The organism is Rothia sp. P7208, from assembly GCF_048512915.1.
In the GTDB taxonomy this organism is placed as follows: domain Bacteria; phylum Actinomycetota; class Actinomycetes; order Actinomycetales; family Micrococcaceae; genus Rothia.
Genome location: NZ_JBLXXW010000001.1, coordinates 355,081 through 377,164, shown reverse-complemented (window position 1 = coordinate 377,164; position 22,084 = coordinate 355,081). Strand labels below are relative to the sequence as shown.

17 protein-coding genes are annotated in these 22,084 nt (G+C 48.1%); 9 read left to right on the top strand and 8 right to left on the bottom strand.

All coding sequences use genetic code 11. The annotated features are described in order from the left end of the window. Nucleotides 1–129: 129 nt before the first annotated feature. From clpB to ACN084_RS01725, 3 genes are all read left to right on the top strand, one after another. Nucleotides 130–2,718, top strand: coding sequence for an ATP-dependent chaperone ClpB (clpB, locus tag ACN084_RS01735; RefSeq protein ID WP_419105690.1), 2,589 nt, complete (start codon nt 130–132; stop codon nt 2,716–2,718). 177 nt (nt 2,719–2,895) lie between these two features. Next, nucleotides 2,896–3,831: a Sir2 family NAD-dependent protein deacetylase gene (locus ACN084_RS01730; protein WP_419105875.1), complete on the top strand. Its 936-nt coding sequence runs from the start codon at nt 2,896–2,898 to the stop codon at nt 3,829–3,831. Nucleotides 3,832–4,100: 269 nt separating this feature from the next. Further along, nucleotides 4,101–4,310, top strand: a complete 210-nt coding sequence (locus ACN084_RS01725) for a DUF3073 domain-containing protein (RefSeq protein WP_419100997.1) — start codon at nt 4,101–4,103, stop codon at nt 4,308–4,310. Nucleotides 4,311–4,487: 177 nt separating this feature from the next. Here the strand turns inward: ACN084_RS01725 and purM are convergent, their stop codons facing one another. From purM to ACN084_RS01700, 5 genes are all read right to left on the bottom strand, one after another. Beyond that, nucleotides 4,488–5,630: a phosphoribosylformylglycinamidine cyclo-ligase gene (gene purM, locus ACN084_RS01720; protein WP_419105689.1), complete on the bottom strand. Its 1,143-nt coding sequence runs from the start codon at nt 5,628–5,630 to the stop codon at nt 4,488–4,490. Continuing rightward, complete coding sequence (purF, locus tag ACN084_RS01715; RefSeq protein WP_419105874.1) at nt 5,620–7,347, bottom strand: amidophosphoribosyltransferase; 1,728 nt, start codon at nt 7,345–7,347, stop codon at nt 5,620–5,622. Before purF ends, purM begins: the two co-directional genes overlap by 11 nt. A 152-nt stretch (nt 7,348–7,499) precedes the next feature. Beyond that, nucleotides 7,500–7,814, bottom strand: a complete 315-nt coding sequence (locus tag ACN084_RS01710; protein WP_419105688.1) for a hypothetical protein — start codon at nt 7,812–7,814, stop codon at nt 7,500–7,502. Nucleotides 7,815–7,919: 105 nt separating this feature from the next. Next, nucleotides 7,920–8,312 carry a sterol carrier family protein gene (locus tag ACN084_RS01705; RefSeq protein ID WP_419105687.1) on the bottom strand — a complete coding sequence of 131 codons (393 nt, stop codon included), beginning with the start codon at nt 8,310–8,312 and terminating at the stop codon, nt 7,920–7,922. Nucleotides 8,313–8,321: 9 nt separating this feature from the next. Further along, on the bottom strand, nt 8,322–9,320 hold the full coding sequence (locus tag ACN084_RS01700; protein WP_419105686.1) for an asparaginase: 999 nt from the start codon (nt 9,318–9,320) through the stop codon (nt 8,322–8,324). Nucleotides 9,321–9,570: 250 nt separating this feature from the next. Between ACN084_RS01700 and purD the strand changes: the two genes are divergently transcribed. Both purD and ACN084_RS01690 read left to right on the top strand, forming a co-directional pair. Continuing rightward, on the top strand, nt 9,571–10,854 hold the full coding sequence (purD, locus tag ACN084_RS01695) for a phosphoribosylamine--glycine ligase (RefSeq protein WP_419105685.1): 1,284 nt from the start codon (nt 9,571–9,573) through the stop codon (nt 10,852–10,854). Between the two features lie 84 nt (nt 10,855–10,938). Further along, the gene (locus tag ACN084_RS01690) at nt 10,939–11,871 is read left to right on the top strand and encodes a phosphoribosylaminoimidazolesuccinocarboxamide synthase (RefSeq protein ID WP_419105684.1); all 933 of its coding nucleotides are present in this window, start codon (nt 10,939–10,941) and stop codon (nt 11,869–11,871) included. Nucleotides 11,872–11,962: 91 nt separating this feature from the next. On the opposite strand, the gene ACN084_RS01685 is transcribed toward ACN084_RS01690, so the two are convergent. Both ACN084_RS01685 and ACN084_RS01680 read right to left on the bottom strand, forming a co-directional pair. Continuing rightward, nucleotides 11,963–12,727, bottom strand: a complete 765-nt coding sequence (locus tag ACN084_RS01685) for a FadR/GntR family transcriptional regulator (protein ID WP_419105683.1) — start codon at nt 12,725–12,727, stop codon at nt 11,963–11,965. Nucleotides 12,728–12,841: 114 nt separating this feature from the next. Continuing rightward, nucleotides 12,842–14,527, bottom strand: coding sequence for an L-lactate permease (locus ACN084_RS01680; RefSeq protein ID WP_419100989.1), 1,686 nt, complete (start codon nt 14,525–14,527; stop codon nt 12,842–12,844). A 490-nt stretch (nt 14,528–15,017) separates the two neighbouring features. Here ACN084_RS01680 and ACN084_RS01675 point away from each other — a divergent pair, with 490 nt between their 5' ends. From ACN084_RS01675 to ACN084_RS01665, 3 genes are read left to right on the top strand one after another with little or no spacing between them, the layout of a single operon-like run. Then, nucleotides 15,018–15,818, top strand: coding sequence for a (Fe-S)-binding protein (locus tag ACN084_RS01675; protein WP_419100988.1), 801 nt, complete (start codon nt 15,018–15,020; stop codon nt 15,816–15,818). Between the two features lie 2 nt (nt 15,819–15,820). After that, nucleotides 15,821–17,455 (top strand): LutB/LldF family L-lactate oxidation iron-sulfur protein, encoded by a 1,635-nt coding sequence (locus tag ACN084_RS01670; protein WP_419100987.1) that lies wholly within the window; start codon nt 15,821–15,823, stop codon nt 17,453–17,455. Beyond that, nucleotides 17,455–18,096, top strand: coding sequence for a LutC/YkgG family protein (locus ACN084_RS01665; RefSeq protein ID WP_419100986.1), 642 nt, complete (start codon nt 17,455–17,457; stop codon nt 18,094–18,096). Before ACN084_RS01670 ends, ACN084_RS01665 begins: the two co-directional genes overlap by 1 nt. Before the next feature lie 88 nt (nt 18,097–18,184). On the opposite strand, the gene ACN084_RS01660 is transcribed toward ACN084_RS01665, so the two are convergent. Then, complete coding sequence (locus ACN084_RS01660) at nt 18,185–19,573, bottom strand: cation:proton antiporter (protein ID WP_419105682.1); 1,389 nt, start codon at nt 19,571–19,573, stop codon at nt 18,185–18,187. Between the two features lie 231 nt (nt 19,574–19,804). Here ACN084_RS01660 and ACN084_RS01655 point away from each other — a divergent pair, with 231 nt between their 5' ends. Then, the gene (locus ACN084_RS01655; protein ID WP_419100984.1) at nt 19,805–21,952 is read left to right on the top strand and encodes an MMPL family transporter; all 2,148 of its coding nucleotides are present in this window, start codon (nt 19,805–19,807) and stop codon (nt 21,950–21,952) included. The last annotated feature ends 132 nt before the right edge of the window (nt 21,953–22,084 follow it).

Sequence of the window (22,084 nt, the reverse complement as noted above, 5' to 3'; positions counted from 1 at the left end):
AAAACGTTTTTTCTGGGAAGTATTGCATAAACTAAGTTGAGCGTTGTAGACTCAAGTTAGTTGAACCGGGTATCGTTAATGGAGTGCTCGGACATCATAAAACAGCACACGACACAGAAAGGACACTATATGAACATGCAATTAACAAGCGCATCAGAAGAACTGCTCAACCAAGCAAATAGCTACGCTCAAACTCTCAAAAACCCATCAATAGAGCCAGAACATCTACTAAAAGCGATGCTAGATACTCGCCAGAGCCTCGCCGCAGCAACACTTAAAGTTGCAGGGGTAAACCTCGACGAACTATCTGAAAAAGTCTCCGCACAGATTAAAACTCTTCCTGCAACTTCTGGAGCAACAGTTGCAAAACCCCAAATAAGCCAAGACGTTCTCCACGCACTAGAAAATGCCCAAACGCAAGCGCAAAAACTTGGAGATAGCTATATCTCTACAGAAATCATCTTGCTAGGAATCGCTCAGGGACAAAACGCCGCAGCCACACTCCTAAAAAATAACGGAGCTACAGCACAAACCATTGAAGGAATCATCCCCAACATACGAGGAGGTAAAAAAGTGGATACTCCAAACCCCGAAGGAACTTTTCAAGCCCTGGAAAAGTACGGAACAGACCTCACAGCCATAGCACGAAGCGGAAAACTCGACCCCGTCATCGGACGCGACAGCGAAATACGACGAGTGGTACAAGTACTCTCACGACGCACTAAAAATAACCCCGTACTCATTGGCGAACCTGGCGTCGGAAAAACCGCAGTCGTTGAAGGACTTGCACAACGCATGGTCTCAGGAGACGTCCCCGAATCTTTACGCGGAAAGACACTGATCTCCCTCGACCTAGGATCCATGGTCGCAGGAGCAAAATATCGTGGAGAATTTGAAGAACGACTCAAAGCAGTTCTTGACGAAATCAAAAACTCCCAAGGCCAAATCATCACTTTCATCGACGAAATACATACTGTCGTCGGCGCCGGAGCATCTGAAGGGTCCATGGACGCCGGAAACATGCTCAAACCTATGCTTGCTCGCGGAGAACTTCGACTCATCGGTGCAACCACCCTAGACGAGTACCGCCAGAACATCGAAAAAGACGCTGCCTTAGAACGCCGATTCCAGCAAGTATACGTAGGCGAACCCAGCGTCGAAGACACCATCGGTATCTTGCGTGGACTCAAAGAACGCTACGAAGCACACCACAAAGTAGCCATCGCAGACTCCGCACTCGTTGCCGCCGCAAACCTCTCGCAACGCTATATCCCATCACGCCAATTACCAGATAAGGCCATCGACCTCATCGACGAAGCCGCATCACGGTTACGTATGGAAATTGACTCAGCTCCAGAAGAGATTGACGCTTTACGCAGAGCCGTAGACCGTATGACCATGGAAGAACTTGCCCTCGCCAAAGAAAAAGACGAGGCCTCCAAAGAACGCCTCGAAGCGCTACGGGCTGATATGGCAGATAAGCAAGAAGAACTCCGCGAACTCAATATGCGCTGGGAAGCAGAGAAAGCCGGTCTGAACCGCGTCGGAGACATCAAAAATAGCATCGATGAGCTACGCTCCCGTGCCGAAGTCGCCCAACGTGAAGGAAACTTGGCCGAAGCATCACGCCTTCTTTATGGGGAAATTCCTTCCCTCGAAAAAGAACTAACTGATGCTCAACAAGCAGAAGACCGAGTCCGCGAAGAATCTATGATTTCAGAAGAAGTCACAGCAGAAGACATCGCCGAAGTCATCAGCGCATGGACAGGTATCCCCGCAGGGAAAATGCTCCAAGGCGAAAGCGAAAAACTACTCAACATGGAAAGCGAACTCGGCAAGCGCCTCATCGGACAACACCAAGCTGTTCAAGCTGTTGCTGACGCGGTACGCCGTTCACGTGCTGGTATTAGCGACCCTGACCGCCCCATCGGTTCGTTCCTTTTCTTAGGCCCAACCGGTGTAGGTAAAACAGAGCTCGCCAAATCACTTGCACAATTCCAATTTGACGACGAACGCGCGCTGATTCGCATCGACATGTCTGAATACGCTGAAAAGCATGCTGTATCACGACTAGTCGGAGCTCCTCCCGGATACGTCGGATACGAAGAAGGCGGACAACTCACCGAAGCAGTACGCCGTCGCCCGTACTCTGTTGTACTCCTCGACGAGGTAGAGAAAGCCCATCCAGAAGTGTTCGACATCCTCCTTCAAGTTCTTGACGATGGACGTCTAACAGACGGACAAGGCCGCACCGTGGACTTCCGAAACGTTATCCTCATCTTGACCTCAAACTTGGGATCTCAATTCTTAATTGACTCAACGCAAAGTCAAGAAGACCGAAGCAAAGCTGTCATGAACGTCGTCAACGCTTCTTTCAAACCTGAGTTCCTCAACCGGTTGGATAACATCATCATGTTCGACCCACTGAGTGAAGAAGACCTCGGAAAAATTGTGCTACTACAAATACAATCGATGGCACACCGCCTAGAAGACAAGCGTATCAGCCTCGACGTGAGCGAAAACGCCATCCAATGGTTAGGCACCAACGGATACGACCCCGCCTACGGAGCCCGACCACTTCGCCGCCTCGTTCAAACAGAGCTCGGAAACCGCTTAGCTCAGGGCATACTTGCCGGCGATATCCACGAAGGAGACACCGTCCATGTGGATGTTACCGACCAAGAGCCAAAGACTCTGCACCTAGAATCCATCCGATAAAAACCTCTCAGGTGCCCCCCCTTCGATGATGTTGCCACCCCGCACGGGGTGGCAACACGCCGTTAAAACCCCACAACAAGAAGAACGAGAACACTCTCACGGCAACGAATACTACCCTGTACCAGAGCCATCCTCGATAATAAGAGAGTGAACTTTGAATCCTCCTCCCGCTCTTCGATGTACAGTTCCAGCATTGAGCTCACCAACCACCCCGAAATTGCTCGCGCACATCAATCAGCACTACGCTCCATCGCACGTATCGTTGAAAACGAAATTCCCGCCCACGACACTCAATACGCCCGTGAAGGAATTGAGCATCTATTATACGAAGGACAAGTCCTCGTTCTCACCGGAGCCGGTGTTTCCACAGCCTCAGGAATCCCCGACTACCGCGGAGAAAGCGGTTCTTTGAAAAACCACCGCCCGATGACATACCAAGAATTCCGCTACGACGACGAAGCACGCCAACGATACTGGGCCCGCTCCTACGTAGGCTGGCGCAGAATGCGAAGAGCCGAACCTAACGCAGCACACTACCTACTCACCAAACTTGAAGAGCGCTCGCAACTGGCAGGTATTATCACTCAAAACGTTGATGGATTACACCGGCGTGCAGGATCACGGAACGTTCTCACCCTTCACGGCGACTTAGAGTACGTCGTATGCCTTATCTGCCAAAACCGTGAACACCGTGCCGAACTAGACCTCAGAATTGAAGAGAAAAACCCCGGATACCTAGAACGGTTAGAGGACCAAAATCTTCAAGTAAACCCCGATGGAGATGTGTCGCTTAGCGATGCGTTAATTTCTGACTTTCAGATGGTTGGTTGCACGAACTGCCAACAGACTTTCCTCAAACCTGATGTTGTATATTTTGGCGAGAACGTGCCTGCCCAGCGAAAAACACGAGCCTGGCAGATGTACCGTGATTGCCGTTCTGTACTTGTTGTGGGCAGTTCCCTAGCGGTGATGAGCGGATATAAATTTGCTCTTGAAGCCCATAAAGACCAGAAGCCTTTAGGAATTATTAATGGTGGGCCAACACGCGCAGATCGCAAAGCAACGTATATGTGGCGTAGTGACGTGGCGGCTGCTCTCGCTCAACTAATGTAGTCGTGCAGACGCTTCATGAGGCTGAGAAGAATCGTAACGATATGTAATCTGAAAAACATTTTTTGAGATTCTATGGAGGGAAATACGGCCCTTTCACGGTTTTAAGAGTAAATATCGTCACTAATTTCCTCTCAAAGGGATACGAATTAAGCACAGCTAATAAAAAACATGTACCCTTAAGCAGGAAAGACTGTAAGAGGATTCCGGGGCTACCTGTGTGCTCACACACTTGGCCCACCGGACACGATGGATAAAGAGGGGGTCACGCCATGGGGCGCGGCCGTCAAAAGGCTAAAGCAACACGGCAGGCTCGGGAGATGAAATACTACAGCCCCGAGACCGATTACTCTGCGCTCGAACGCGAGCTCAGTGGTGCCAAAAATAACTCATCCAGAAAGTCATCCGGTCATCAATATGATGAGGACGACTACTCAGAATACCTCGACAAGTATTCTGACGATTATGTTGATGAAGACTAATCTTCTCGATTAGTCATTTTGAGACAATAAAAAAGTAGTGTGCCCCGAGGGGTACACTACTTTTTTATACGCAAACGCACCTAAAACATCTTGGTGAACGGTACTACTCAGCTACACAATAAAGCTCTTCTCCTCTCATGAGACGAGAAGAAGAGCTTTACTCTTCACCTTGTTGAGCTAAAGATACGTCTTAGACAAAAGAGCAGCGCCACCATCGACGCCCTTAGCTCCTTGAACATAATCCTCGCATGATGAGTAAGAGCCGTCATCCTTACGAACCTCACCTAAAATCCAAGAACTTATGCCTTGTTCTGAGGCAGAAGAAACAACCTCATCAGCAACCTGAGATGAAACAACCGCAGCCATGCCCACACCCATATTGAGGGTTCTTTCCATATCTGCCAGAGGGACCGAACCAAGACGTTCAACCAAACGGAAAATTGCGGGAACCTCCCATGTTGAACGATCGACTACACCAATCAGACCCTGCGGCAAAACTCGTGCTAGATTAGCAGCCAAACCGCCACCTGTTACATGAGAGAAAGCACGGATACCAGAACCGGTATGTCCGTCTTCACCATTGACAGGGAACTTCTCTAAGAGCTCTAAACATGCTGCGGTGTAGATACGCGTCGGTTCGAGCAATTCTTCACCGAGAGTCCGCCCCAACTCTGGAATATGGCTCTCTAGAGTGAACTCAGAATGCTCTACCACTTTACGTACTAAAGAATAACCATTCGAATGAATCCCCGAAGACGCCATGGCGACGAGAACATCTCCATCCTGAACACGGTCTGGGCCAAGTAATTCATCTGACTCAACAATGCCTGTAGCGGCTCCTGCCACATCGTATTCATGTTCGCCTAACAGGCCAGGATGCTCAGCTGTTTCACCACCTACAAGAGCAGTTTGAGCAAGTGCACACCCCTCAGCAATGCCGCGAACAATATCTGCAATACGCTCAGGAACAACCTTTCCTGTCGCAATATAATCAGTCATGAACAGAGGTTTAGCTCCGGTGACAACAATATCGTCGACCACCATACCTACAAGATCGTGTCCAATTGTATGGTGAATATCTAAAGCTTGAGCAATAGCAACTTTCGTGCCAACACCATCTGTTGATGTTGCAAGATACGGTGTGCGATAGTCTTTCAACACGCTGAGGTCGAAAAGACCCGCAAAACCACCGACACCCCCTACCACCGCAGAACTATGAGTAGCTTTAACCGCGTCTTTCATTAGTTCAACAGCGCGGTCGCCAGCTTCAACATCTACACCAGCAGAAGCATACGTTATCTGTGAAGAATCAGTGGTCATGGGGGTCTTCCTTTGTCGTTTGTGGATAAATCGTATCTTCGGGCAAGATAAGAGACTCTAATTCCGAATCTGGACCAGGCTCACAGCGTGACGCACACCCACCCACCACGGGGCCTGCTGCTGTAGACGATGAGCCTTGGCGAGTATGAATAGAATATGCCTGAGCATGTTCTGGCTTTTGGGGTACCGGACGTTCTGCGGTCACCTCAGCAATAGAACTAGATAACGGTCCACTAGCACCTGCAACGGTGTCTTGGGCGTCAAAGAGATTCTTTCCAATACGTTCTGGAATCTCAATAGGGTACTTACCCGTAAAACAAGCGGTACATAAGTTTTTACGTTGCTGTTGAGTCGCCGCAATCATGCCATCTTCTGAGATATACCCCAAAGAATCAGCACCTAAAGATTCTCCAATTTCCTCAACACTCATCGTATTAGCAACGAGCTCAGCACGAGAGGCAAAGTCAATACCGTAGAAACACGGCCATTTGACGGGAGGAGAAGAAATTCTCACATGAACCTCTGCCGCACCAGCTTCTTTGAGCATCCGCACTAATGCACGCTGAGTGTTACCTCGCACAATAGAATCGTCAACAACGATGAGTCGTTTACCCTCAACCACCGAACGCAGCGGATTGAGTTTAAGCCTAATACCTAATTGACGAATAGTCTGCGACGGCTGAATAAAGGTACGCCCAACATAAGCATTTTTGACAAGACCATTACCAAAAGGAATACCGGATTCTTCAGCATACCCAATTGCGGCTGGAACCCCTGACTCGGGGGTAGGCATAACCAAATCCGCCTCAACACGATGCTCTCGTGCTAACTGTCTGCCCATCTCTACCCGTGACTCATATACTGAACGAGCATTAATCGTGGTATCTGGCCTCGCTAGATAGACATACTCAAAAACACAACCAGCAGGCTCTGCAGGGGCAAATTGTTCTGATTGAACGCCGTCTTCGGTGATGGTGAGAAACTCTCCAGGAGAAACTTCGCGAACAAAAGCTGCACCGACAATGTCTAGTGCAGCTGTTTCTGAAGCGACAACCCAACCATCATGATGAAGCTTTCCCAAGACAAGGGGACGCACACCTTGTGGATCACGAGCCACATAAAGGGTGTTTTCGTCCATAAAAACAAGGCAGAAAGCTCCCTTGAGGGTAGGTAAGAGTTCCAAAGCGGCCTCTTTGAGGGAGGGGTGCTGATGTTTAGCAAGAAGAGCTGTCACGAGAGCTGTATCTGTGGTGTTTCCTTGTGCTAATTCGCCACGTTCGGGTGTCTCACCACTATTTTTTTCTAAAACTCTGTCGTAGAGTTCGGCAGAGTTTGTAATATTTCCGTTATGCGCTAAAGCTAACGTCCCGTGGGGGGTAGCTCCAAGAGTAGGCTGCGCATTAGCCCAATGTGAGGCTCCAGTGGTGGAATAACGACAATGACCAATTGCCATATGCCCTCGCATAGAGTTGAGGGTGTGCTCATCAAAGACTTGGGATACCAGCCCCATATCTTTATAGACGTTAATTCGTTTTCCATCGCTAGTAGCAATACCAGCAGATTCTTGGCCTCTATGCTGTAGTGCGTATAAGCCGTAGTAGGTGAGTTTTGCTACGTCTTCTCCTGGAGCCCAGACGCCAAAGACTCCGCATTCATCTTTAGGGCCGTGGTCAATAGGGTCGAGATCATGGGTCAGTTTACCGTCGGGACGAACCAATGTTGCCATCTTTTCGAAGGTCGGGGCCGAACAAAAAATAGTGACCTAACCATCTAAGGTGTGTGACGTGTACCAAAGAAGCTAAGACGGTACTAGTTTAGCCTATGGACATCCACTTTCTAGAAAAAATTGAGTATATGTTCGTTTAAGAACTACTCTTCATCTGTTTCAATAGCACGAACCACCTCAGCGTGACGAGCCGTAAACTTATCGATGATAAGAGCAACCGTCAAAGAAATAGCAGTGCAAACGCTCATCGAGCACACGGCAAGGACACCAAAAACGGAAGACCTTGTGTATTCATCACTGCTACCAACAAAAAACGTTAATACGGCGGCAACCAGCAAACCAACAAGAACACCGGTGACTCCAAAAGCAATCAAAGAAGGTGCTCGACGCACCTGAACAAGACGCTCCTGAGGGCATTGAGAAGAAGAATCTTGAGAATGTGGGGTAGAAGTACTCATCACGTACCATTCTATTCTGGCGCGATACAAAAATAGAAAAATATGACCCTATTACTCTACAAGAAAAACTTAAAACAACCTTGTCAAAGCTTGAGAACCAAACCCCTAAACGCTCTGATATAAAGGCAAAATATCGCGCAAATTAGCACGCACACCAGAAGCGCTTATGTGAGTTTCTTTCTCTTGCCAATCCACTACTCCACAGGCTAAAGCGCACCAAAGATAAGGCGTCATTTCTATAACGTTGGCAGGCGTTCCACGAGTATGACGAGGACCAGCAATACATTGCGTCACGCCGAAAGGGGGAACTCTCACCTCAACAGAATTGCCTGGAGCTCGATACGCTAACTCCTCCAATAAAAAACGCACCGCACCAGCTTGAACACTGCGCGGTAACTGTTCAAAAGATTTCTCCGGTTCTGGCGACTCAAAAACTTGAAAAATCTCAGAAATATACGCTATTCCCTGTTCTAAAGAAATCTTACGACGGGTGCTCATCTGCTAAGACTAAACCTCCTGCTGTAACGCTGCACCCGGTTCAACAGCTCCAACAACAGTACCAGCGCCCATAATAGGCGAAGTGCACTGCTCTATACCCTGCGCTCGCTGCTGAGCAGTAATGAGTCCAGCTTGTTCTAAAATACTCAACGCAATAACAACTAAGGCGCGGTGTGAACCGTCAAGAACCTTAATACATAGAGACGAGCCATCGCGTAAACCGATTGCTAAAACACCCTCTGCTCCACCTTTGACAACACCGTCTAACAGAACAGACAAACGAGTATAGGGGGTGTCCACTCCCTGAAGATACTCAGGGTAATCGACCATGGCGGTAGCCACCGTAGCAACGCGAGCGTCAGCATGAATATTCTCGATGCCTGCACCGAGCAAAGAGTATCCTCGAGCAAGAGCGCGTAACGATAGCGCCGCCAACGGAGCACCGCACCCGTCAACACCTACGATGGAGACATCTTCTTGAACGCAATGACTAATAGTTTCTAAAACTCGCTGTTGTAAGGGGTGCTTGGGGTCAAGGTAATAATCAATGTTCCACCCATTTTTGATACACGCCCATAAGAAAGCACTATGTTTTCCCGAACAATTAAAGGCCAGACGTTGAGCTCCCTTACCAGCCCGAAAGAGAGCCTGTAAACTAGGCTGGTCTGAGGGAAGCGCGTGAGGACACTGCAACGCACTATCATCAAGTCCAGCCTCAGCAAGGATAGACTGCGCAACCTTCATATGCTCAAAAGAACCAGTATGGGACCCCGAAGCAAGAGCAATCTGAGCTCCTTGCAACTCAGCACCAGCATTCATTGAAGCAATTGTCTGAAACGGTTTGAGCGCAGAGCGCGGAAAAATTGGGGTATCAATATCACCATAAGAAATACGGGGAGAGCCATCTGCGTTGAGCAAAATAGCAGAACCTATGTGACGGGATTCAACGAACCCGCTACGGCGAACGACTGCAAGTTCTACGGCATCTTGAGCATGAAAAGTCTGCATACCCTCCAGTATTGCATAATTCTTAGACCCGATGATTAGCCTGCGGTACAGGCTAGAGGACCACTATCCCTAAAAATAGGAGGGACATCTGCGCTATAGGGGAGACCAAAAGATTCATTATATGCTGAGTGAAGGCTGAGAAAAAGTTTCCTGTTTTAATGTCAAGACATAAAACCTCAATACGCCGTAATTCCAGAAAAATAGAGAGATTCTGAGACTAAACTATGAACTTTTCGCGTAGCCTTAGAGAATGAAGGTTTTGGTACTTGGCCCCGGCGGGCGTGAACATGCAATCATCCGCGCACTTCAAAAAGACCCACAAGTAACCCAGGTGTACAGTGCCCCTGGAAACGCTGGAATTGCGCAACAAATCCCCACTTACCCTATCAATGCGCAGAACCCTGCAGAGGTCATTGCGTTAGCACAACAACTCGATATCGACCTCGTCGTCATCGGGCCAGAAGCACCGCTAGTTGCTGGTGTTGCAGACGCTCTACGTCAAGAGAACATCCCCGTATTTGGGCCAGACCAAGAAGCCGCTGCACTCGAAGGCTCAAAAGCCTTCGCAAAAGAAATAATGGCAGAAGCGCAAGTGCCGACAGCACTCGCAAAAATTGCTCACACCATGGAAGAAGCCACCGAAGCAATCGATTCCTTTGGCCCACCTTACGTCGTCAAAGACGACGGTCTTGCCGCTGGAAAAGGCGTGGTCGTCACTCACCATCGCGAAGAAGCCCTAGCCCATGCCCAAGCCTGTTTCGACGCTGGCTCACACATCGTTGTTGAAGAATACCTTGATGGCCCAGAAGTTTCGCTCTTCGTCATTTCTGATGGTGAACGATGCATCCCCTTAGCCCCAGCACAAGATTTTAAACGCATCTTTGACCAAGACCGCGGTGCAAACACCGGAGGTATGGGCGCTTATAGTCCTCTACCGTGGCTTCCTGAAAATTTTGTTCAGACCGTGATGGAACGCGTTGCACAACCAACCATCACCCATATGAAACATCGTGGAACCCCGTTCATTGGCGTGCTCTATTGCGGTTTAATTATCACCTCTCGTGGCATTCGCGTCATTGAATTCAACGCCCGTTTTGGCGACCCAGAAACACAAGCTGTCCTTGCTCGGTTGAAAACACCGCTAGGGCAGCTTCTTTATTCGGCAGCATGTTCACGTCTAGACGAAAACACCACACTATCTTGGGATTCACGGTACGCGGTCGATGTCGTCATGGCAGCAGAAAACTATCCTGACACACCTCGTACAGGTGACGTTATTAACGGATTAGACGATTTTGCTGATGAAGAAGATCTCTACGTTGTTCATGCTGGCACAACCCAACAGGATCAGGACGTTTTGACCTCTGGCGGCAGAGTTCTTGCCGTCGTTGGACTAGGAGAAGACCTTGCTCAAGCACGAGACCGAGCTTATGAAGGCGTCCAACGTATTTCTTGGCAAGGTGCCCAATACCGTCAAGATATTGCTTTAGCTGCTGTACAACAGCAGATTGCGGTGCCACAACAATACTCGTAGCTATAGATTTGCTCCTCACAACGATGAGCACACACATTTTTATCCCCCCTTTAACTTTGACTCGTTACAACCTATAGGAGCATCATGAACTGGAAAGAGGAGCCTCTTGAGATTCCAGGATGGAGACACGTATATGCCGGAAAAGTTCGAGACTTATATATTCCAGCTGAAGGGCACGATGAAGTCTTTGGGCTGTCTATAAAAGATGATGCCGAACAGCGTGCTGGCTCTGTTCTTGTTGTCGCCTCAGACCGTGTGAGCGCTTTTGACCAAGTGATTCCCACCCTTATCCCTGATAAAGGAAAGATTCTCACTCAGCTTTCATTATGGTGGTTTAGTGAACTTGAGGAAGTCCCTCATCACGTTCTGTCTACCGACGTTCCTGAGATTGTTGCTGGGCGAGCCATGATTTGTAAATCTTTGAATATGTTCCCTGTAGAGTGTATTGCTCGAGGATACCTCACTGGTTCTGGACTCAAAACATATCAGGAGACCGGTACCATCGGCGATACCGTGCTACCTGAGGGACTAGTAGATGGATCTCCCCTAACTCCTGCTGTTTTTACTCCCACCGGCAAAGCCGAAATTGGCGAACATGACGAACTAATTACGCGTCAAGAATTGCATGAAGAAATTGGTGAGCCTATGGCCGATAGGCTCGAAGAACTGACCTTATCGATATATTCTCACGCCGAAAAAATTGCTCGTGAACGCGGTATTATCATTGCCGATACGAAACTTGAATTTGGATTAGATTCTTATCGTGGAGCTGTCACTCTTGGAGACGAGGTGCTTACGCCTGATTCTTCTCGTTTCTGGGATGCTGAAAAATATCAGCCAGGACAGAAACAGCCTAGTTTTGATAAACAATTTATTCGCGATTGGCTCATCTCTGATGCATCAGGCTGGAACGGACAGGGTGCTGTGCCAGCGTTACCTGACGAGATTGTTGAAAAAACTCGGGAACGTTATATCGAAGCGTACGAGCGTCTAACGCAAACGAAATTTACCGCATAGCGCTTGGGGCTATGCCGCCAACATCAAAAGATTGAGATAGACGCTGGGTATGACCGTCATCGGTCATACCCAGCGTCTATGCGTTGTTATTCTACGAACTTGTCGGGGTTACCCCGTCACGAATTTTCTCGTGGTATTCGCGATGTTTTTGAGCTTCATCCGAAAGCGCGTAGAACCATGTAATATGTTCCGCTACACTTTGCTGGGCTGTATCTGGATCTTGGGCAAGGATAGAGTCATAGATTTTTCGATGCTGTTTTTGCAGCTCTTTTTTGACGTTTTCCCAGTCCTGTAAGTAGGGTACAGCTTCTTCGACATAACCTACCGTTGCTAAATGAAGTGAGTCAATAACAGTTTCTAGAGCAAGATTCTCACTGAGTGTGGAGATTTCGTAATGGAAACGCGTATCACAAAAATGAAAACGTTCATTACTAATGTTTTCAAAGTCCATCTCATCAAGATAGCTTTTGGCTCGTTGTAAGGCTTGGGAACGTTTAACAGTCTCTTCACCATTTGCTGCAATACGTGCGGCATGGCCTTCTAAAAGAATACGTGTTGTCACAACGTCGGATACGGGAAGCGTCTTGGTAGCAATATGCATCCGAATAGCCCAGCTTAACGCATCCGAAGGCTCTGACACTACGATAGCTCCAGATTTTGGACCTGAACCGGTCTGTGAGCGGATGAGACCTACAGCACCAAGAACTTGTAGTCCTTCGCGTACGGAGGCACGAGAAATACCATATTGTTCGGCGAGAGCTCGTTCTCCGGGTAGTCTATCTCCCACGCGTAATTGTCCACGGCGAAGTTTTGTTTCTATAGAGTCGATGAGAACGCTAAAGGTTCTTTCTTTCACAGTTCCTCTTTGATATGGCGGAATGATAGAAAACGGTGGCGGCACCTCAGCCGAAGTTGAGATACCGCCACCGTAAGTAACACACTTTTAGGTGAGACAACCTTAGGGCGTATCTTAGTGGTGAATTTCGATTAGGAAGTGCAAAATATTGGTTTGCAAGAAGACTAAGGTACAGACGGTAACCAACATGGCAACAGACCATGGAAGAACTGACTTGAAGATCTCGGACTCTTTGCCTTCCATATCCACAGAAGTTGCTGCAATAGCCAAAGACTGTGGGGAAATCATCTTGCCAACAACACCACCGCTGGTGTTAGCCGCAAGCAATAGTTCAGGTGTCACACCGGTGATACCTTGATGGGCGAGATTATTTGCTGCCGCAACCTGTAGCTTGGAGAAGAGCGCGTTTGCCGAAGTGTCAGAACCAGTAACAGCAGTTCCAATCCAGCCGAGGGAAGGAGCGAGGAACGCGTAGATTGGTCCGAGTCCTGCAACGAATGCACCCATTGCAACGGTCTGACCGGAGAAGTTCATAACGTATGCTAGCGCCAGAACAGTAACGATGGTCAATGCGGAGAAACGCATACGATATGCGGTAACACCAATTTCTTTGACAACATCACCGAAGCTGAGAGCATAGCGGTTATTTTCGTTGAAGACCATGTACAAGACAGCAACGATGAGACCCGCAAAGAGTAGGAAGCTACCAGGGTTATTCAACCATGCGAAAGAGTATGCGGACTTGACGTGTTCGCCAGCTGAATTAACAAGGCGGTCTTCAAGTAGTGGCATCTTAACAACGAGGTTGGTGCTCTTGAGCCATGTAACAACGGGGGTTGCCAAGTTTGCAATGCCGAAGACGAGAACAACAACTGCGTAAGGCATAAGCGCCATCCAAACACGCATTCCAGTAAGTTCGGATTTTGCGTTTTCTTCTAGCGGAGGTAGTCCGTAACGTTCACGAACGCCTGCGATACCTCGAGGCTTCCATACGCGCAAGAAGGCAACTGCTACACCGAGCGAAACGATACATGCAACAACGTCGGTGAGCTGGTAGACGAAGTAGGTTGCGGTGAGCCACTGTGCAACACCGAAAGAGAAGCCGATAACAACTGCAGGAACCCAAGCATCTTTAACGCCCTTGACGCCGTCAAGGATGAAAAGAAGGATGAGCGGAACGAAGAATGCGAGGAAAGGTGCTTGGTGACCAACGATTGCACCAATAACGGTTGCGTCTTTGCCACCAACTTCACCTGCGGTGGTGATGGGGATAGCTACCGCACCGAATGCTACAGGAGCGGTATTTGCAATGAGTACGGTGACAGCTGCTTTGAGTGGTTTAACACCCAATGCAAGAATCATTGTTGCGGTGATAGCAACAGGAGCGCCGAAGCCTGCAAGTGCTTCGAGTAGGCCGCCGAAGCAGAACGCGATGAGGATGGCCTGGATACGTAGGTCGCCTCCACCAATAGCGTCGAAGGTGCGACGGAGGTCTTCAAAACGACCAGAGAGAACAGTAATTTGGTAGAACCAAATTGCCATGAGGATAACCCAGACGATGGGGAATGCGCCGTAGAGTCCACCACGAAGTGCTGACATGAAGGCGAGGTCGGCAGGCATGCCGAATCCGATAACTGCGACGATGATAGCGACACCGAGGGATGTAAGGCCGGCAATATGTGCGCGGGCTTTGACACCGAGAAGCATGATGAAGAACGCGAGAAGCGGTAGGCATGCTACGAGTGCTGAGAGTCCCAGGCTGCCACCGACTGCGTCGGTTTGTGCAAACCAAGTATTCATAGCTCTCCTTTATAGAACTAAGAAAACCGCTGGTAAGCGGTTTGACGTGTGATGTAAAAATATGTGGTCTGACCACTAGAATGTTATAACCCTACATGAGGCGTATCACCATTGCAAAACTATTGTGAATTCAACCCCATTTCGTGTTTTTGAGGGATTATGTGTATTTGTGTGGGAAGTGCCTGTGTCTTGCAAAAATAACGAGATTCCGTGCAAGAAAAAAGAGGAGAGTTCAAGAAAAATATCCTCAAACACCTCAAAAATGTGTTCTGTATTGCCGTGAAACATTGTTGATGTAATTTGAAAAATCCTCACAAAAGAGGTATTTAGTCATAAAAAAATGCGCTAATCAAAATGGTTCGATGTACTAAAACTCGTGTTAAATGAAAAATAAGAATATACACGCGCTATCTCTATTCAAACTCAAGGGTTCTATTTTTTGGGTGCGAACCACGAATGAGTCTGTAGCGCACCATCTAAGGAGAAAGCTATGCGAATTGCACTATTCTCAACATGCCTTGTTGACGGCATGTACCCACGCACAGCGCAGGCTACCGTGGAAATCTTAGAACGCTTAGGGCACGAGGTCGTCTACCCTCAAGGCCAGACCTGCTGCTCCCAAATGCACGTTAACTCTGGATATTTCGACGACGCATATCCAGTAGTTAAAGCGCACGTCAACGCATTCGACTCCTGGGACTTCGACGTTGCCGTTGCACCCTCTGGATCATGCGTTGCATCTCTAGGACACCAACAACCCATGATCGCTCGTAAAGCAGGAGACGAAGAACTCGCTCGACGCGCAGAAACTATTGCCGCTCGCACCTTCGAACTATCCTCACTGCTCATCGACGTTCTCGGTATTACCAACGCTGCAGAACAACTTAACTCATACTTCCCAGAACACGTCACCTACCACAACTCCTGCCACGGCATGCGCCTACTCAAACTCGGCACCCGCCAAGCCGACCTCTTACGCACCGTCGGCGGAATTGAATACACCGAAATCGAAGGCCTCGACCAGTGCTGCGGCTTTGGAGGAACCTTCTCCTTCAAAAATGCAGATACCTCAGGTGCTATGGTCTCCGACAAAGCAGACAACATCGAAAAAACCGGCGCAAACATCTGCACCGGCGGAGACGTATCGTGCCTGATGAATATTGGTGGTGCACTCAGCCGAAAAGGCTCACACGTCAAAACCGTACACTTCGCCGAAATTCTTGCATCCACTAAAGAAAACCCGCTGAAAGTCTCTGGCCCCGTAGAACTAGCAGCCGCAGGAGGTAAATAATTATGACAGCAGTATCACTAGGCATGCCTCGTGTGTATCACGGTGAAGGAAACATCTTCGAGTTCGAAGAATTCCCAAAATACGCGGCAAAAGAACTTACCAACGAACAACTTCGCGCAAACCTCGGATTTGCAACCCACAAAATCCGTAATAAGCGTGCCGACGTTATTAACGAATTACCAGACTGGCAAGACCTCCGCACCGCCGGATCAATGATTAAACAACGTGTTCTTGCGAACCTGCCAGAATACCTAGAAATGTTCGAAAAGAACTTCACTGCAGCCGGCGGACACGTCCACTGGGCACGTAACGCCAGCGAAGCAAACCAAATTGCCTATGACCTCATCAAAGCCGAAGGCGTAGACGAAATCATCAAGATTAAATCTATGGCAACTGCAGAGATGGGCCTCAACGAATTTCTTGAAGAAAAAGGCATCAACGCCATCGAAACTGACCTGGCAGAAGAAATCGTGCAGCTGGCAGAAGACCGTCCCTCACATATTCTTGTTCCAGCAATTCACTTCAACCGAACCCAAATTCGTGACATCTTCAAACGAAAAATTGAAGGCGTCAAAGTAGACCTCTCTGATAACCCCGCAGAACTAGCAGAAGCCTCCCGCATTCGCCTTCGTGATAAATTCTTGAACACTAAGGTGGCAGTATCCGGCGCAAACTTCGGTATTGCCGACACCGGCACCTTAACCATCGTCGAATCTGAAGGTAACGGACGTATGTGCCTGACCCTTCCCGATACTCTCATCACCTTCATGGGTATCGAAAAGATTCTTCCAACCTTCAGCGACTACGAAGTGTTCTTACAGCTCTTGCCACGTTCCTCAACCGGTGAGCGCATGAACCCCTACACCTCCATGTGGACCGGTGTAACACCCGGTGACGGACCCCAAAACATGCACGTCATCCTTATCGATAACGGACGAACAGCAGTCCTCAACGATGAAGTTGGCCGTCAAGCACTACACTGCATCCGTTGTTCAGCATGTATGAACGTTTGCCCCGTCTACGAACGTGCCGGCGGACACGCATACGGCTCAACCTACCCCGGACCCATCGGTGCAATTCTTTCACCACAGCTCGGCGGTATCGAAAATGAGTACAACTCCTCACTACCGTTTGCATCCTCCCTCTGCGGAGCATGCTACGAAGCCTGCCCCGTCAAGATTAATATTCCTGACGTGCTCGTTCACCTACGAGGTAAAGCCGTCGACTTCGAAAAAGCACAAGGCGACTTCAAAGGTGGCAAGAAGCATCCTCACCCACAGATGGACGCTATGATGTTTGGCGCTAAAGTACTCTTTAGCTCCGGCAAATTGATGTCTTTGGCTGAAAAGGGTCTGCCCATGTCCCGTATTATCACCGGACGAGACCACAAGATTTCTAAACTTCCCGGTCTTGTCGGCGGATGGACAAAATACCGTGACATTCCAGAACCTCCCAAACAGTCCTTCCGCAACTGGTGGAAGAAAGAACGCGGCGCTGCTGCTGAACGTGTGGGCGGAGAACGCGTAGACATTCAAGCGCTCATAGAGGCTAACCGTGGCAAGGTCGAAGAAGTAAAAGCTAATGCGCGAGCAGCAGGAGAAGCTCAGGCTGCGCGCCACGCAAAGGAGAGCGAATAATGAGCACCGCTAAAGAAGATATCCTCGCCCGTATTCGTGCCTCACTTTCTGATAACCCTCAGCCAGCTGAGCCAATCCGCAACTATCGTCGAGTCAGTGAACTGAGCAAAGAAGACACCATCGAAATGCTCGTTGACCGTCTCATCGACTATAAAGCGAATGTTTACCACGAAACAGAAGAGAGCATCGTTGACCGTATCGACCAGCTTCTAGAAAAAGCTTCCCGTTACGTGGTGCCTACCGGTATCAACACGAACTGGCTTCCCGAAGATACCGCTACTCGCTCTCGCGTTTTCGACGCCGGTAACATTCAAAAAGCGGGGACGCTCTCGCTTAAAGAGCTTGACCGTATCGACGCAGTGGTGACTAACTCTACTGTTTCATGTGCGGAAACAGGAACAATCTTCTTGAACACGAATCCTGATGAAGGAAGACGAGCTATTACGCTTGTTCCCGACCACCATATTTGTGTTGTTAAAGAGGACACCATCGTAGAACTCATTCCAGAAGCTATCGCACGAGTCTCCTATAAACGTCCTATTACGATGATTTCTGGACCTTCAGCGACCTCAGATATTGAGTTGATTCGTGTTGAAGGTGTGCACGGGCCACGAACCCTGGACGTTATTATCCTCAAATAATTGAGGTGAAATACCAACTCATTAAACATATTGGGCGGTTTCCCACGAGTCCGTGGGAAACCGCCCAATGCTTTTAAACCTAAAAGATTTAGGACTCTACAGGTTTCTTCGTTGGATCGATACCGCGACCGTCAGGACCTTGAGAAATTACCGGCAACGAACTGGTTGATAATTGTGAGGACTGATGACGTTGACGCTTCTTCTCGGTAATCTTATCTTTTGTGGTTTTCTCTTCGATAACAGCGTCTTTATTGCGGAAAATTGCGTCTAAACCAGAAGCTAAGAGTGGGAAAATCAAAATTGTTAAAGCTCCACCGCCGACTAATAGTGAAGCTGCTGATTCTGTGATGAGCTCATGAGAAAGTGCCACTTCAGTTACCGCAACAATCATCGGTAAACCAGCTGCAGCGTACAAACCAAGCTGAACCTTCTCATTGAGCGTTTGTAGCCCAGAACCGGTGTCGAAGAATCGTTCAGCAAGGAACACCGGTAGTCCACGAAGAATAAGTAACGCCAGTACAAAGAGGATTAGAGCTACCGGAGATTTCGCGATGCTCTTAAGATCAATTCCCATGCCAGAGCAAATGAAGAAGAGCGGAATTAAGAAGCTAAAGCCGAGAACATCGAGACGTTCAGAAAAGGGCTCAAACGCATATTCGGGAGTGAGCGAGCGCAAAATAATACCGGCAGCGAAGGCGCCTAAGACAACGTCAAGGTTAAAGACCGCTGCAAACATCATGAGAGTTGAAAGAATCAACATTGCAAGACGTAGCATTGTCTGGGTTGTTTGGTTTGCTCCGGCAGCCATGGTGCGCCCTAGCCCAGGGATATGGGCAAAAGCGCGGCGAGGTAGAATCGCTGTAATAAGAGCAATGAGTAAGAACCCAAGAAGAATGAGGACAGCGAAACCTTTAGAATGAGTCGATAACAAAATTGACATCGCAAAAACTGGCATGACTTCACCTAATGCGCCGTGCACCATAATAGCGTCGCCGAGTTTTGTACCAGTTTTCCCGTTGGCTCGGACCATGGGCAAAATCGTGCCAAGAGCGGTAGAACTCATGGCAATTGCAAACACCGCAATATGGTCGAGCCCGTTGCGGAACTCAGAGAAAAAGTTTGCAGATGCTAAGAGCGCAAGAGCAAAACACACCGCCCAAGTGCCTAAAGCAAAGCCTCCTTGACGAGAGTGCATCGCTTTTGTATTGACTTCATAACCTGCGATGAGGAATAGGATTCCGAGCCCAAGTTCTTTGATGAGTTCAACACCGTTATCGGTGTCTGCCAGATGCAAAACGTTAGGTCCGATGATTGCTCCGAGCAAAAGGAGAATCACGACGTCAGGAATTTTCTTCTTGGTTAGAGCAGAAAGAAGAGGAGACAGCATTGCCACAAGTGCAATCCAAAAAATGGAGATGTATGCATTTGCCGTTTCACTGCTGGCATTGGCAATAATCAGGTGTTCGACAGAACCCATACGCGCTATTCCTTAGCATATAAAATGTGTACATGACTTTTCTTTATAAGTCTGACATAGTGGGAATCTAAAGATAGTAACAATACTTGATGAAAGGTGCTTTGTAAGGAATCCCACGGAGAATACTAAGACGTACATAACGTGTTAGATACTCCCTATTTTCACTTTTTCACAGACAAATCTATTAAAATTTTACAGATGTATTGATGTCCCTTATTTAAGATTGAGTGTATGTCCCCTAAACATTTTTCTTCTTCTCAAGCAACAACTCCATGGTGGCGACTAGCTCTCATGGCGGTGCTTATCGTCTTTTGGGCAGCCTTAACCGTTATTGGAGGTTCACTCTTTGGAAGAATCTCTGACCTTGCAATCAACGCACCTCAACCGATACTTGCTTCATCAGTTGAGTCCTCACATGTTGCTCAAGAGAGAGGAGAGTTCTATGTCAAGGACTATACTCCTGCGATCATTGTCTTTTCCTCAGGAAAACCTTTTCAAGACATTGACTACGCTTATTTAGAAGGAATACCTCAATACCTTCGTGACCAAGGGCTAGACATTAAAAATCTGCACTCTTTGGAATACTCAAAGGACCAAGAAGTCGCAAAGATAACAATTCCAATTGCTAAAGACCAAGACCTTCGCCGAAGTATCCATAAAATTCAAGGAGCTATTGCCAATCCGCCTGGAAATATCCAAGGGTATGTGACTGGTCCAGCAGCTTTTACCGTAGACCTCTCAGACTCACTAGAGTCTATGAACATCACCTTCATGATGTACGCGGTTGCCGTCGTGCTCATCTTACTAGCAATAATTTTTCGCTCACTTCTTGTGTCTTTAACGGTGATGATTAGCACCGTAGCTGCTCTTTGTGCTTCTCTGTTGACGCTATGGGTTCTTGCAGACCACGGAGTCATCTACATCCAAGCTCCTACTCAAGGTACTCTGCTCGTTCTTGTTTTTACCGCGTCAATGACCTATTCACTGCTATATTTGTGGCGTTACTGTGAAGAACGTAAACGTCACCGTTCTCTTGCAAGAGCTGCCCAACAGGCTTTCTCTCGTACCTGGCGTCCTATCCTTATCGCTGGTGGCACATCAACTATTGCCTTGTTATGCCTATCCTTCTCTCAAACACAAGCAACAAAAGCTCTCGGTATCACCGGCAGCATTGGTATGCTCTTTGCAACACTTGCCTCATTAAGCTTTCTTCAGGCAATGCTTGCCCTACTTACACGGTTCTCTTTTCTTCCCCCAAAGACACCACAACGGCCAACGCTCATGGGAAAGCCCCAACGCTTACGAGAAAAACTCATCCAACAGATACACCATGCGCCCCGTAAAATGTGGTTAGCGGTTGCACTGCCGATTCTCATTCTTTCTACCCTAGCAATTAGCTTTCCCTCGATGGGTACTGCCGAAAACCAGAAAGTAACAGGAACTTCTCAAGCTCGTATTGGGCAAGAAATTTACCAGAACCATTTTGAGATGCCCATGACACCGCTAGCTCAAGTGATCGTCTCAGAAAAGGACCTCAAGAAAACGGTAGAAACTCTCACCAGCGTTCAAGGAGTAGAGAGCATTACCTCCCCTTCCCGTACGTCAACAACAGGGCAAGTTCTCTTATCAGAAAACGGGAAAATTAAAGAACACATCTCATCTGAGCCGGCACCTTACGTTTCTCATAAAAAAGTTTTTCTGAACGTATACTTACACTATTTCGCAGACACCCCAGAGGCCTTAGCTAGCGTCAAAGAAATACGTCAAAAACTTCGCAATAATATCGATACCACCGCAGTAGTCGGTGGTGAAATCGCAAAAGAACTCGACGTAAAAATAAGTGCGCAGCAGGATAAACAAATGATTATTCCGCTTATGCTGGCTGTGATGTTTCTGGTGCTCTTTATTACCTTAAGAGCAGTCGTTCCTGCCCTTTTAATGGTTGTTATCACTGCTATTTCTTATGCTGCTAGCCTCGGACTATCTTCACCACTGTGCCAGCTCCTGTGGTCAGGTGCTGGAGCAGACCCCAACGTCAGCCTTTACGGATTCATCGTCTTGATGGTTCTTTCCCTCAGCTACAACGTCTTTTTCTTTATGCGTGTTCGAGAAGAAACCATTCGCCACGGTTGGGACGAAGGGAACCGAAATGCGCTAAGAATGATGATTCCAGTCTTGCTCTCAAGCGGCGTAATACTTCTTTCGGTATTCATCTATCTGCTTGCAATTTCACTAACATTCCTAGCACAACTAGCATGTATCCTTAGCTGTGCAGTGGCTATCCAAGCTCTCTTAATCCATATGATCTTGATACCAGCTAGTTATGTTGAACTAGGAGAGAAGCTCTGGTGGCCAGCAAAAACCCCAGAACTGGAGTAATGAGCTGATACTTTCTCACCCAATATCAAAATAGGGTACGCAAAAGGCTCTCAGAACTTTCTGAGAGCCTTTTATCTACCCGCTGCATCTAAAATACAGCTAAATATTATTTTTTTATCTTCATTATCAGTA